Source organism: Microbulbifer aggregans, from assembly GCF_020524005.1.
GTDB classification, from domain to species: domain Bacteria; phylum Pseudomonadota; class Gammaproteobacteria; order Pseudomonadales; family Cellvibrionaceae; genus Microbulbifer; species Microbulbifer aggregans_A.
The window spans coordinates 191,228-204,525 of sequence record NZ_JAIVKK010000007.1; the positions used below are offsets into that span (position 1 = coordinate 191,228).

General features: G+C 57.1%; 10 protein-coding genes. 4 read left to right on the forward strand and 6 right to left on the reverse strand.

Going from position 1 to position 13,298, the window contains the following annotated elements; all coding sequences use genetic code 11:
- Positions 1-18: 18 nt before the first annotated feature.
- From LC093_RS14225 to mpl, 3 genes are read right to left on the reverse strand one after another with little or no spacing between them, the layout of a single operon-like run.
- Positions 19-291, reverse strand: coding sequence for a SelT/SelW/SelH family protein (locus LC093_RS14225; protein WP_226666027.1), 273 nt, complete (start codon positions 289-291; stop codon positions 19-21).
- Positions 292-319: 28 nt separating this feature from the next.
- Positions 320-940 carry a flavin prenyltransferase UbiX gene (locus LC093_RS14230; RefSeq protein WP_226666030.1) on the reverse strand — a complete coding sequence of 207 codons (621 nt, stop codon included), beginning with the start codon at positions 938-940 and terminating at the stop codon, positions 320-322.
- Positions 941-971: 31 nt separating this feature from the next.
- Entirely contained in the window at positions 972-2,354 is a 1,383-nt protein-coding gene (gene mpl, locus LC093_RS14235; RefSeq protein ID WP_226666032.1) for a UDP-N-acetylmuramate:L-alanyl-gamma-D-glutamyl-meso-diaminopimelate ligase, read from the reverse strand.
- Positions 2,355-2,680: 326 nt separating this feature from the next.
- Here mpl and LC093_RS14240 point away from each other — a divergent pair, with 326 nt between their 5' ends.
- Complete coding sequence (locus LC093_RS14240; protein ID WP_226666237.1) at positions 2,681-3,949, forward strand: 6-phosphofructokinase; 1,269 nt, start codon at positions 2,681-2,683, stop codon at positions 3,947-3,949.
- A gap of 224 nt (positions 3,950-4,173) precedes the next feature.
- The gene (locus LC093_RS14245; RefSeq protein WP_226666034.1) at positions 4,174-6,249 is read left to right on the forward strand and encodes an acyltransferase family protein; all 2,076 of its coding nucleotides are present in this window, start codon (positions 4,174-4,176) and stop codon (positions 6,247-6,249) included.
- Positions 6,250-6,362: 113 nt separating this feature from the next.
- Here the strand turns inward: LC093_RS14245 and LC093_RS14250 are convergent, their stop codons facing one another.
- The 3 genes from LC093_RS14250 to LC093_RS14260 form a co-directional block, all read right to left on the reverse strand.
- Positions 6,363-7,751, reverse strand: a complete 1,389-nt coding sequence (locus tag LC093_RS14250) for a glutamine synthetase family protein (RefSeq protein ID WP_226666037.1) — start codon at positions 7,749-7,751, stop codon at positions 6,363-6,365.
- 234 nt (positions 7,752-7,985) lie between these two features.
- On the reverse strand, positions 7,986-8,648 hold the full coding sequence (locus LC093_RS14255) for a hypothetical protein (protein ID WP_226666039.1): 663 nt from the start codon (positions 8,646-8,648) through the stop codon (positions 7,986-7,988).
- Between the two features lie 62 nt (positions 8,649-8,710).
- Complete coding sequence (locus LC093_RS14260; protein ID WP_226666042.1) at positions 8,711-9,256, reverse strand: hypothetical protein; 546 nt, start codon at positions 9,254-9,256, stop codon at positions 8,711-8,713.
- Between the two features lie 406 nt (positions 9,257-9,662).
- Between LC093_RS14260 and LC093_RS14265 the strand changes: the two genes are divergently transcribed.
- On the forward strand, positions 9,663-10,838 hold the full coding sequence (locus tag LC093_RS14265; protein ID WP_226666045.1) for an AraC family transcriptional regulator: 1,176 nt from the start codon (positions 9,663-9,665) through the stop codon (positions 10,836-10,838).
- Positions 10,839-11,027: 189 nt separating this feature from the next.
- Positions 11,028-13,220 carry a TonB-dependent receptor gene (locus LC093_RS14270; protein ID WP_226666047.1) on the forward strand — a complete coding sequence of 731 codons (2,193 nt, stop codon included), beginning with the start codon at positions 11,028-11,030 and terminating at the stop codon, positions 13,218-13,220.
- Positions 13,221-13,298 lie beyond the last annotated feature (78 nt).

Consider the following 13,298-nt stretch of genomic DNA (forward strand, 5'->3'; position numbering starts at 1 on the left):
ATTGTTCGTACAGAATGGCTACTTGTCGATATGCCCGAGATCCCGCTCCGGGAACAGCACATCGCGCACTTTCTGTTTCAGTTCTTTCGGCCCCGGAAATCCACCGTCGCGTTTGCGCTCCCAGATCAACTGGTCGCCGACACGGATTTCAAATACACCGCCGCTGCCCGGCTTGAGGGCGACCTGATCCAGGTCTTCAGCGAAGGTGTACAGCAGTTCCTGAGCCATCCAGGTGGCACGGAGCATCCAGTTACACTGGACGCAATAGTGAATGGTGACGGCCTTGTCCATCACACCCCTCCCGTAAAAGGATTCAATCTCAACTCTGGCCCCATGCGGGGAGCAGTGTCTGCTCGATATCCAGCTGGCTGAGTATCCGGGCTACCACAAAGTCCACCAGATCCTCGACGGTCTGTGGCTTTTGATAGAACCCCGGACTCGCCGGCAGGATCACTGCGCCCATGCGGGTCAGTTTGAGCATGTTTTCCAGATGTATTTCTGAGTAGGGTGCTTCTCTCGGCACCAGTATCAGCTGACGGCGCTCTTTCAGGGCCACATCGGCCGCGCGCTCGATCAGGTTGTTGGAAGCCCCGTAGGCAATCGCCGACAGGGTGCCGCCGCTGGCCGGGCAGATTACCAGGCTACTGGCCGCTCCGGTTCCGGAAGCCACCGGCGAGAACCAGTCCCGTTTTTCAAACAGGGTCAATTGACCCGCTTCGGCCCCGTAGAGTTCCGCCAGGAAACGTCCGGTGTCCGCCTCGCCTTCCGGCAGCGTCAGTTCGGTCTCGGTATCGATCACCACCCGTGCCGCATCAGACAGCAGCAGCCACACGCGCACGCGCGCGGCCAGCAGGCACTGTAACAGGCGCAGCCCATACTGGGCGCCCGAGGCACCGGTGATCGCCAGGGTGACCGTTTTGTGAAAAGTCGGCTCAGCCAAAAAGGTATCCGTATCCGCCCGCTTCAACGGGCTATTTACCGTATTTCTGTTCCAGCGCGCTGACCAGCCGCTGGTGTACACCGCCGAAACCGCCGTTGCTCATCACAATCACGTGACTGCCCGGGCCGCTCAGCTCGAGGACGGATTCTACCGCAGCGTCGATGCTGTGGATAACCTTTGCCGGCACTGTGGAGTGGTGAACCACCTCATCCAGGGACCAATCCATCCCTTCGGGCTGGTACCACAACACCAGATCCGCACCGCTACACGCGCGTGCCAACTGCCCCTGATGATGTCCCATACGCATGGTATTGGAGCGCGGTTCAATCAAAGCGATGACCCGTTCGCTCCCGACTTTGGCTCGCAGGCCATTGAGCGTGGTCTCGATCGCCGTGGGGTGGTGGGCAAAATCGTCGTAGACGCGGATACCCTGGATATCGCCCAGGCACTCCATACGCCGTTTCACGCCGCCGAACTTGCCCAGCGCTTCCGCTGCGGTCGCCGGCTCTACGCCCACATGACGGGCCGCAGCAATGACCGCAAGGCCATTTTTCACGCTGTGCATGCCGGTCTGGTCCCATGCAACGCTGGCGACGACCTGCCCTTCCAGCTGCACGTCAAACCGACTGCCGTCTGCGGCGATGTTGATCGCGCACCAGTCGCCCATACGCACACCGTCGGCATCTTCCGCGGCAAAGCGCTGAACCTCGCTCCAGCAGCCTTTTTCCAGCACCTGGGTCACAGCGTCTTCCTGCGCGGCCACAATCAGGCCGCCGCCCGGCACCGTACGCACCAGGTGGTGGAACTGTTTCTGGATCGCCGCGAGATCGTCAAAGATATCTGCGTGGTCGAACTCGAGGTTATTGATAACCAGGGTACGCGGGCGGTAATGGACGAACTTGGAGCGTTTGTCGAAGAAGGCTGTATCGTACTCGTCCGCCTCCACGACAAAGAACGGGGTACCGCCAAGGCGGGCGGACACGTCGAAATTCTGCGGCACGCCGCCAATCAGAAAGCCCGGGTCCATACCGGCGTAATCCAGTACCCAGGCCAGCATGCTCGCGGTGGTGGTCTTGCCGTGAGTACCGGAAACCGCCAGTACCCAGCGCCCGCCGAGGAAGTGGTCGCACAACCACTGGGCCCCGGAGGTATAGGGCAGCCCCTTTTCCAGCACCGCTTCCACCGCGGGATTACCGCGCGACAGGGCATTACCGATGATCACCAGGTCCGGCGCAGGCTCCAGCTGGGCGGGATCGTACCCTTCGGTCAGCGTGATGCCGGCCTGCTCCAGCTGGGTGCTCATGGGCGGATATACATTGGCATCAGAACCTGTGACTTTATGGCCTTCCGCCACCGCCAACTGCGCCAGGCTGCCCATAAAGGTGCCACAGATACCTAGAATATGAATATGCATGCCAGTTCAAACGCTCTCTTATGTGGATACAGGCGACAGGTGAGACCCAAAGTTCACGCAATCATTCCCCCTGTAGCCCGGTTACCTCGCATTAAACGCGCGTCGGCGCGGTTATTGCTTTACCCAAATGGCAGCGACAGGAATTGCCGCCACATGGCGCAATTTCAACGCCGCACAAGCTTATCACGGGGCTTTACGGCAGTAAGTGTCGAATGTCAGCAATTCCATGCAATTGCCACATGAATACATTAGACTTCGCGCCGCGTGAGGTAGCCGCCAAGAGCCGCCCACAGCGTGACGAAGACGAGATGACCAATAGGATAGACATGTCCAAGAAGAACGCTTTTTACGCTCAATCCGGCGGCGTTACTGCCGTAATCAATGCCTCGGCCTGCGGACTGATTGAAACCGCCCGCCAGCACGGGGACAAAATCGGCAAGATCTACGCCGGCCTGAACGGTATCGTCGGCGCGCTCAAAGAAGAGCTGATCGACGTAAGCCAGGAAAGCGATGCCACCATCGCCGCCCTGCGCCACACGCCGTCCGGTGCCTTCGGCTCCTGCCGTTACAAGCTCAAGAGCCTGGAGCAGAACCGCGCCGAGTACGAGCGGCTGATCGAAGTGTTCAAGGCCCACGACATCGGCTATTTCTTCTATAACGGCGGCGGCGACTCGGCCGACACCTGCCTGAAGATCTCCCAGTTGTCAGAAAAAATGGGCTACCCCATCCAGGCCATCCATATCCCCAAGACTGTGGATAACGACCTGCCGTTTACCGACAACTGCCCGGGCTTTGGCTCCGTCGCCAAGTATGTTGCCGTATCTACCAAGGAAGCCGCGCTCGACGTCGCCTCCATGTGCGCCACCTCCACCAAGGTGTTCATCCTTGAGGTTATGGGCCGCCACGCGGGCTGGATTGCCGCCGCCGGTGCCCTCGCGCAGGAACACGAAGGCGACGCGCCGCACATCATCCTGCTGCCGGAAGTGGCGTTCGACAAAGAGAAGTTCCTCAAGAAAGTTCAGCAGACGGTTGAAGACAAGGGCTACTGTGTGATCGTAGCGTCCGAAGGCGCCCAGTACGAAGACGGCACCTTCCTCGCTGACGCCGGTAGCGTCGATGCCTTCGGCCACAAGCAGCTGGGCGGTGTAGCTCCCACTTTGGCCAAAATGGTAAAAGACGAGCTGGGCCTGAAATACCACTGGGCCCTGGCTGACTACCTGCAGCGCGCTGCCCGCCACATCGCCTCTGCTACCGACGTTGAGCAGGCCTACGCCGTAGGCAAAGCCGCCGTTGAAGCCGCGGTGATCGGCAAGAGCGCCATCATGCCGACCATTGAGCGCAATGGCACCAGCACTGCCGATTACAGCTGGACCATCGGCGAAGCGCCTCTTTCGGAAGTGGCCAATGTCGAGAAGTTCATGCCCGAGGAATACATCAGCGAAGATGGTTTCGGTATCACCCAGGCCGGCCGCGACTATCTTGAGCCGTTGATCCAGGGCGAAGACTACCCTCCCTACAAGAATGGCATTCCACAGTATGCGCGCCTGAAAAAAGTGCTGGTGGAAAAGAAACTGAAAGAAGCGTTCGACGTATAAACGCTGACAGGCCGTGCCCCGGACTCCTTCGGATCCGGGGCTTCCCTCTTCCTCCCCTCTTTTTCTCGCCACCTTCCTCGCCACCGCTAGCCATCTTTCCGCCCCGTGCCATAGCGCACTTTTTCGCCGTTTCCGCAGTGCTATGATCCCCCACCGTTTTCTGGGCGCTAAATGGCCTGAAGACGCTTAATTTCCCAGGTTGAGAAGTGAGGTTGTGGGGTTTCATGGGAAAGAGTGGTTATCGTCCAGACATTGACGGCCTGCGGGCACTGGCCGTACTGCCGGTCGTATTCGGCCATGCAGGCCTCCCCGGTTTTTCCGGCGGATTTATCGGTGTCGACATTTTCTTTGTCATTTCAGGTTTTCTGATCACCAGCATACTGGTCCGGGAAATCAGCGCCGGTGACTTTTCTGTGGCCCGGTTCTACGAGCGCCGCGCACGCCGGATCCTTCCCGCCCTGTTTGCGATGATGCTGGCCTGCCTCATCGGAGGTTGGTTCCTGATGCCCCCGGAAGCTTTCGGTGCGCTCGGCCGCTCAGTGATCGCCGCTATTTTGTTCCTCTCCAATGTCTGGTTCGCCCGCAGCACAGAAGACTACTTCGGCACAGCGGCAGAGTGGGAACCGCTGCTACATACCTGGTCGCTGTCGGTGGAAGAGCAGTTTTATCTGGGCTTTCCGCTGTTACTGTGCCTGCTGGCACGGGGACCTCGCGCACTCATGACGGTCGGCGTCGCGCTTTTGACCGTAGCGTCATTTGCGTTCTCGATCTGGCAAACCCGGACTGAGCCCACGGCGGCCTACTTCCTGACGCCCGCGCGCGTGTGGGAGCTGAGTGCCGGTGCCCTGCTCGCCATGGGTGTTCTGCCTAACCTAAAGCAGCGCGCTCTGGCCGAACTTATCGGCCTGGCGGGTGTGCTGATGATTATCGCCAGCATTGCCTTCTACGGACCACAGACCGCGTTCCCCGGCAGCGCGGCAATGCTGCCCGTGGCAGGCGCAATCGCGCTGATCTGGGCAGGCAGCGCTGGGGAAAATCGGGTATCCCGACTTATGGGCAATCCCCTGCTGGTGGCTATCGGGCTTATTTCCTACTCGCTCTACCTCTGGCACTGGCCCGTACTCGTCGGCCTGCGCCTGCTACAGGGGAGCACTCACCTTTCGACAGGCCTTGCGCTGTTCGCCGTCGCACTATCCCTGCTACTGGCATGGGGCAGCTGGAAGTTTATCGAACAGTCGTTCCGCGCCGGGCGGAAGACCCGAATAACACGCCCGCTACTGACCCGCCTTTCTGCAGTCAGCGCAATGTTGCTCCTTGGAACCGGCTTTGCCATCAAAACATATGATGGCTTTCCGAGCCGGCTGCCGGAGCCGCAGCTTGCTACTTATCAACAGGCGTTCAGCGGCATCGACCGACAGGAACGCTGCATGAAGAAAACCCCGGCAACCGGCCTGTGTACGATGGGCGGCACTCCCGAGGAAAGCCAGGAGAATATGGACCTGTTCCTGTGGGGCGACTCGCACGCGGCAGCCTGGCTACCGGGCTTCGATCAACTTCTCGAAAAGCAGAAATTCACCGGTATGGCCGCACTCAAATCCGGCTGCCCACCACTTATGGGATTGCGCCGAGTGGACAAGTCCGAGTCGCACCGCTGTGACCTATTCAATGAGCAAGTCATTGAGCTGTTAAAGTCGCGGGAAGATATGCCAGTAGTGGTACTGGCCGCGCGCTGGGCACTGGCTGCAGAAGAGAATCGTCCGGAAGGTGGCAAGGGCAGCCAGTTTACCTCCGCAGAATCCTACACGACGGCAGTACCAGATTGGGCCGTGCAAGCAACATATTCCTCCCGGGGAGCCCTTGTAGCTCACAGACTCGACCAAACGGTTGCCGCCATTCGCGCAACCGGACGCAAGGTGATACTGATTAAAGGGGTTCCGGAAATCGGCCACTCCGTTCCGGCAGCGCTGGCGAAAGCCGCATTCACCGATACCGTCTTCCCCAAGGGGCCAACGGCAAGTGGTGTAGAAACCCGGCAGCAGCAGTCCGATAACATTCTCGATCTCGTGGCAGAGCGCCACGGCGCCTATACGGTCAACCCTCGCGAACTGCTATGCGAAGACAACTGCCGCATAGCCTTTGGGCGCGACCTGCTTTACCGTGATGACGACCACTTGACTGCGTTTGCCGCGCGCCGGCTGCTACCAGCACTGATTGAGAAGGCGCCGCCAATAAAGGGGCTGGGAAACCGTGTAACATATTCTGAGTTGAATGAGCCGAGTGCCCAGCCTCCCAGGGGATAAGCCCTGAGTTATCAACAACCCAGCACTGACTATCCACACCGCCACCCTAAAAAGCCCCCAACTCGCGAGAGCTGGGGGCTTTTTCATATTTGCCACAACACTGTCCGGGAGCCTTACACGCTCAACAATAGATGCTCACGCTCCCAGGGGGATATTTCGCGGTGGAACTGGCGCAGCTCCTCCTTTTTTACTTCAGCAAATAGCTGGCAGAAGTCTTCGCCCAACACCTCGCGCACTTCCACGGCATCCTCGAATATGCGTAGTGCTTCGTCAAATGTAGTCGGGATATAGGCGTGAGACGACTGCTCGTCATCCAACTCACCCACCGCAGGCGCGCTCGGCTCAATCCCGTTCAGCATGCCGAGATATCCACAGGCCAGGCTGGCAGCAATCGACAGATACGGGTTGGTATCCACCCCGATGACCCGGTTTTCCAGGCGGCGATCCTGGGCACCCGAGTTGGGTACCCGCAAGCCGGTCGCGCGGTTATCGTAGCCCCAGGCAATATTAGTTGGTGCGCTGGAATTGGCCTCAGACTCAAAGCGCCGGTAGGAATTGACGTTGGGTGCAATAAACGGCATCACTTCACGCAAGTATTTTTGTGTGCCGCCAATAAAATAGCGAAACAGGTCAGTGGCATTCCCCTGCTCATCCGAGAAAATATTTTTGCCGTTCGCGCTATCTACCACGCTCTGATGCACATGCATCGCACTGCCTGGCTGATCGCGCATGGGCTTGGCCATAAACGTGGCGAACATACCGTTGTTTAACGCCGCTTCTTTGATAATCCGTTTGAAGTAAAACACCTGATCGGCCAACAGCAACGGGTCGCCATGGGTGAGATTGAATTCCACTTGGCCGGCACCGTCCTCCTGGATAACCGAATCAATATGCAGACCTGCGGCTTCCGCATAGTCGTAGATGGTATCGATCACCGGACCATACTCATCAATGGCCGACATGGAGTAGGACTGCAGGGCCGTTCCGGAACGCCCGTTGCGGCCAACCGGCGGCTTGATCGGTTCATTCGGGTCAATATTCGGCTGAGTGAGGTAAAACTCCAGCTCCGGTGCCACCACCGGCTTCCAGCCCTTGGCGGCGTAGAGTGCGATCACCCGCTTCAGGATATTGCGCGGTGCGCAGGAAATTGGCTTGCCATCGAGGTCATGCAGGTCATGGATAATCTGCAGGCTCGCCTGTTTGGCCCAGGGCACAGCCATCGCCGTAGCCATATCCGGCACCAGCAACATATCACTTTCCGCCCACTGGTTATCGATATCCATTTCCACATCCTGACCGGTGATGGTCTGGTAAAAAATAGAGATCGGTAAAAAAATGGAGCCATCCGGCGAGTACTTGTTTAGCGGCATCGCCTTACCACGGGACATACCGTTCAGATCGGGGACGATACATTCCACTTCGTCCAGCCGGCGGCCGTTCAGGTAGGTTTGGAAGGCTGTGGGCAAAGTGTCCAGCCAGGAACGATTTTCAGACTGAGCCATAGGAACTCCTGCGGTAGAAATGGCTGATTCCGCAGTGTAACGGAATTCACGCCAGGCATCGCCTTGAAAAGCGCGGCAGGCTATATGGCTGGTTATTTTTGGGGAGAGCCACAAAATGTGGGGAATATTGGGAGCGAGAAGCCTTGGAAAAGAACACCGGGCGACCATTTTAAGAGCTTGTCCTCCCCCGCTCTACAAGTGAGCGGGGGCTTACTCGCTTCGAGCATCAACAGGTCAAGCGGGTGTAGAGACCCAGAACCCCGCCTTTTCGTTTGCGGGCAATTTTTTTGAATGACGACGTTTGCTGATATAGGCCTTCAAATCGGCGAGAAAATGTCGTTTGTCGGAGTAGACCATCAGGCCAGTATTCGGCTCATTAATATACAGGGTACTGCTCGCGCCCCACTTACCACCGATGGCGATATCGTGGTGCCAAACCGAAATGTATGCGGCCCACCGGCCAGCAGGGATATAACGCTCTTCAAATTCGACCAGTTCAAGTTTCTGGCCGACATTGATATTGGCGTCAAGATGGAGGTCTGCCATCTTGGAAACATGTGAATCAATATGCTTGCCAAAGTCCTTGATCATGGTCGCCTGGAATCTGAGGAAATTGGTGTAGTACTCCTCATACTTGCTGCCATCAGAGGCTTCCGTATTCCCGTTGAGAAAAGCAATAACCCAGGAGGAAGCAACGCCTTTACAGATACCATGTCCTTTCGGGCGCCCCTTTTCTGGCCCCTGCCGCGCCAAGGTATCATCATTAGCCCACCAATCGCCGGGCTTAGGCGCATGATTGCCACCATGAATATTTTTATTCAGCAGCTTTCCAGAAAGTGTCGATGATGCGTGAAGAAAGTTTGGCATTTCAAATTCCTTTTTGATGTGTTTATCCAAATTCCATTTGCAAAAAACCGTTTGCAAAAAACAATGCTTCGGCTTATCGAGAACAGACGAGGTCAGCCGATTATCTGAAAGGCATGCTGCCGATAGATATAGCCAAAATCAGCGCTCTGCTGTCCTTCCGCCTCGCCTCTGGCAGCACTTTCATCCCGGCGATTCCAGGGGTAATCAAAATGCCCCAAACGCACCATAGATTCGAAGTGCTTCGGGTCAGACACAGGAATACAGGTGAAATAAAGGCCATCGAGAGGAAACTGCAACGCAGACGGAATTTTCGCGCGCATACTTTCCAGCTTTGGGAGTAACTCTCGATAATATTCCCGGATCGAGCGACTGGATTTGGTACCGCGACGCCGCCGCCCTGCGGAATTCACACCAATAAAGTGCTCGCCCAAACGCTTGCGCAATGACGCTTCGTGTTTACCCACATACATGGGCATAAAGTTGGTAGGATAGCCCGCCGCATGCAATCCAAACGCGGTTGCCTGGTCCGCGATATAGACATTGCGCTTGAACCCAATTTCGTAGATTCCACTGACTTCCGGCGCATTCAAATAGTCCTTTAGCGGCCGCAACGGCTGCCAGTTCACCCCTCCAATCAAAACTCCGACCTCCCTGTTGAACTCGATTAACAAACGATGGGAGTTAATCTAGCGCGGGGGCAAAGTGCATCGCAAGGGAAATAAAATCCACTCTGACACTACTTTTTTGTATTGAATGCACGGCAACTGTGGAGTCCTTCCCGGATCGCGGCTAGCGAAAATCAACGTGGAGGTTATTCGGCAAAAATCCATCCAAGACACTCCGTTATACGTTGCGCTCAGCACACTAAACCACTTCGCCAATAATTTTTAGATTGGTGTCACACCAGAAACAGATTACGCGGAAATTCCGTACTTAATGACCACGTTGGGGCAACGTGGCCCTGCGTTAGTATCAAACTTCCCATTCAGTTGGCTGGAGCTTTGGTTTAAGCTTGCCTGCAAGAATAAGCAGTAGTAGTACTCCATGATTGTTTCGCTCCATCTCACCAGCCTGATCATTATGTTTGGTGCCTGTACCGGCCTGATGCTGAGCTTACTGCTGTGGATGGTGCCCTGGGGAAATAGACGGGCCAGTCACTGCCTGGGTGCACTGCTGGCGGTGAGCTGTGGGATCTCTGTTGCAGAGATTGGCGCCACTGAGATGGAATCACTGCCGGCCGTATACCATCAGCTGTATATCCTGCAGTTTCTGCCCGGGCCTCTGATCTACTTTTTCAGCCGCCTGCTGACTCAACCGGAGTTCCAATGGCAACCTCGGCATGCCTTGCACCTGTTGCCGGCTGTGCTCATGGCCCTGCTCTGGTGGCTTCAGCTTCCACTTTCGCCGACCGGGCTGCTGACACTTCCCTGCTCAACCGGTGACTGCGACCTCATGTACCGCGCACGCTTTGTACACCGTCTGGCGGTCTACCTTTCCTTATTCGGTTACGGCATTACCGTACTGGGCGTATTGCGGCCGCATTTGCAGCGGGTCAAGCAAAACTATTCAGCCGTTGAGAAGGTAAACCTGAGCTGGTTGACCGCACTCGTATACTGCTACCTGGCAGCCACGCTAATTGGTGTGACTATTGAGCTCGCGGGGATGATCGGTTGGCCAGTGCCTTTTACTACGGGTACGCTACAGGCGCAGGCTCCTCTCCTCCTGACCCTGCTGATGGGCTGGTTTGGACTACGACAGCACCGCATCCACCTTCCCGAACAACCAACGGTTCAGGAAGCCACCACGAAAGAGGAAGGCGAACCCACTGCGCGCAAATACCAGACCAGCAGCCTGTCGGATGAAGGCGCCAGGGCTATCTGGAAGGCACTGCAGCAACGTATGGCCACTGATAAGCCGTACCTGGAGGCCGGGCTCAAGATCGCCGATCTGGCCCGCACGTTGTCCGTACCGACGCACCACCTTTCGGAAACTATCAACAGCTTCACAGAGCAATCGTTTTACGAGTTCATCAACCAGCACCGGGTGGACGAAGCTGCACAGATGCTACTCGACGATAACCTGCAGCACTTGTCAGTGACCGATATTGGCCTTCAGGCTGGTTTCAACTCCAATTCCACCTTCTTTTCCCACTTCAAGAAGCGGCTCGGGCTTACTCCTCGGCAGTACCGTCTGAGGCAGCAAGAAATGTTAACCAATTGATTTAAAAGGATTTTTTTATTCGTATTTGCAAACTCGCAATTTCCGACAGGCCCGGGCCGAGGGGTTTTTTGTGCGGATTTGCAAATGCGGAGGCAGCTGGGATCTTCTTAAGGTTATAACCCCTGACAATGGCGCAATGTAACCAGCGCACGTCCGTCAAAGAACAATAACCTTGTCAGGAGAACCTCGATGAAAGCCACCCGTTATCTCCCCCATGCCCTCGCAGCCGCCATTACCGCTCAGGCATCCCCGTGGGCCCTTTCAGCCGAACTGGAAGAAGTCACCGTGACGGCGCAAAAACGCAGCGAGCGCCTTACCGAAGTCCCCATCGCCATCACCAACTTTGGTGCCGACAACATAGAACAGACCGGCGTGCGACAGCTGAAAGAGGTAGCAGAGTTTGTGCCCAACCTGTCCATCAGCTCCGGTACCGACTTCACTTCCAGCGTCAGTATTCGCGGTGTGGGTGCCAACAGCCGCAATATCGGCTTCGATACCCGCGTGGGTGTCTACCTTGACGGGGTGTATCTGGGACAGTCCCCGGCACTGAATCAGGAGCTGCTGGATCTTGAACGGATTGAGGTTCTGCGCGGGCCCCAGGGCACCCTGTTCGGTAAAAACACCGTGGCCGGTGCCATCAACCTGATTTCCCGTCAGCCCAGCGACACCTTTGAGGGCAGCGTGAATGTGGAATACGGTAACTACGGTGCCCGGCAGGTCTCGGCTGCCGTGAATGTACCGCTCTCTGACAGCCTGTTTTCCAAAGTTTCAGTCAGCAGCCAGCAGCGCGACGGTATGGTGAAAAACCTGCTGACCGGCAGCGATCTGAATGAGGTAGATGGCGATGCCTACCGCGCCCAGCTGCTCTACGATGCCGGCGGTAGCTTCAACGCAAGCCTTTCGCTCGATGGCACCAACAGCGATCGCCTCAGCTACACCGGCGACGCCGTAACCGATACATTCGCGTCTACTGTTGAAAGTGCGTCGCCAGCACCGAATACCGTGAACATGAACCTGGATCCGCACGAAGCCCGCGAGATTCGTGGCGCCGCGGCCACGCTCAACTGGGATCTGGAAAGCGGCTTTGCCGTGAAGTCCATCACCGCTTCCAGAGACACCGAGATCGAATACCAGAACGACATTGATTACTCCGCTCTGGATCTCGTGCAGCTGGCCTACGCCGACAACTATGCCCAGCTCACCCAGGAGTTCCAGCTGATCTCACCGGACACGGAAAACCTGAAATACATCGCCGGTCTGTACCTCTTCCAGCAACAGGCCGATAGCCTGCGCCAGATTCAGGGCTCGACTCTCGCTTCCGTGCTGTTCGGCACCGATCCAACGCGCCCGGTGACGACGGACGGCACAGTGGATACGGACAGTTACGCTGCATTCGTGAACGGCAGCTACGCGTTGTCCGACGCCTGGAAGCTGGGCTTCGGTTTCCGCTACTCGGAAGAAAAGAAATCGGTAGGCTGGATGATCGACGGCTCCGGTTCCGGCGCTTTCCAGATGGCCACCGCCGAACTAGACGACGAGCGCACCGACAGCCACCTCTCCCCAACCGTTAACCTGGGCTACGCATTCAACCAGGATATTCAGGGCTATGTGAAATACAGCAGCGGCTTCAAAAGTGGGGGCTTCAACCTGGACTTTGTCGGTCAGGGCGATGTGGAGGCGGGCCTGGATTTCGACAAGGAGACTGTGGACAGCTTCGAAATCGGCCTGAAAGGCACGCTGTTCGCGCGCAGCCTCGGCTTCAATCTCGCAGCCTTCCAGTCCGACTACACCGATTATCAGGTGAATCAGTTTATCGACCTGGGCGAGGGACGCACCTCCATCAGTATCCGCAATGCCGCCGAAGTGGTAACCCGTGGCCTTGAGGCAGAATTCACCTACCGTCCGACGGACCGCCTGCAGCTCAATGCCGCTTTCGGCCTGCTGGATGCGGAGTTTGCTGACTACCCTGGCGGCGGTGCCGGTGGAACGGATGTGAGTGGGAACAAACTGCCGGGTGCATCGGATTACTCGGTTAATCTGGGCGCCCAATATTACTACCCGGTACCTGCGCTGGGTGCGGAATTGCTCGCGCGCGTGGATTACTCCCTGCGCGGGGACTACTACAACACGGCCGACAACGTGCGTTCCGGCACCCTTGCCAGCGGCGAGAGCGTGCAATACGGCTGGGTGGATGATATCCAGTTGGTGAATGCGCGCCTCGGGCTTGAGAGTGAGAACGGCACCTGGTCCCTGGCGCTGTGGGGCCGCAACCTCACTGACGAAGAGTACCTGAACACCACACAACGGGACTTCTTCGGTACCCTCATTCACTTCCAGGGTGACCCGCGCACCTACGGTCTGGAGCTGGGTTACCGGTTCTAACCACCATCACAGCGAGTCACACCTTGCGTGCGGCTCGCTGGTTCCAATAACGATTCTCTGGCACCGAATTGAGATTTT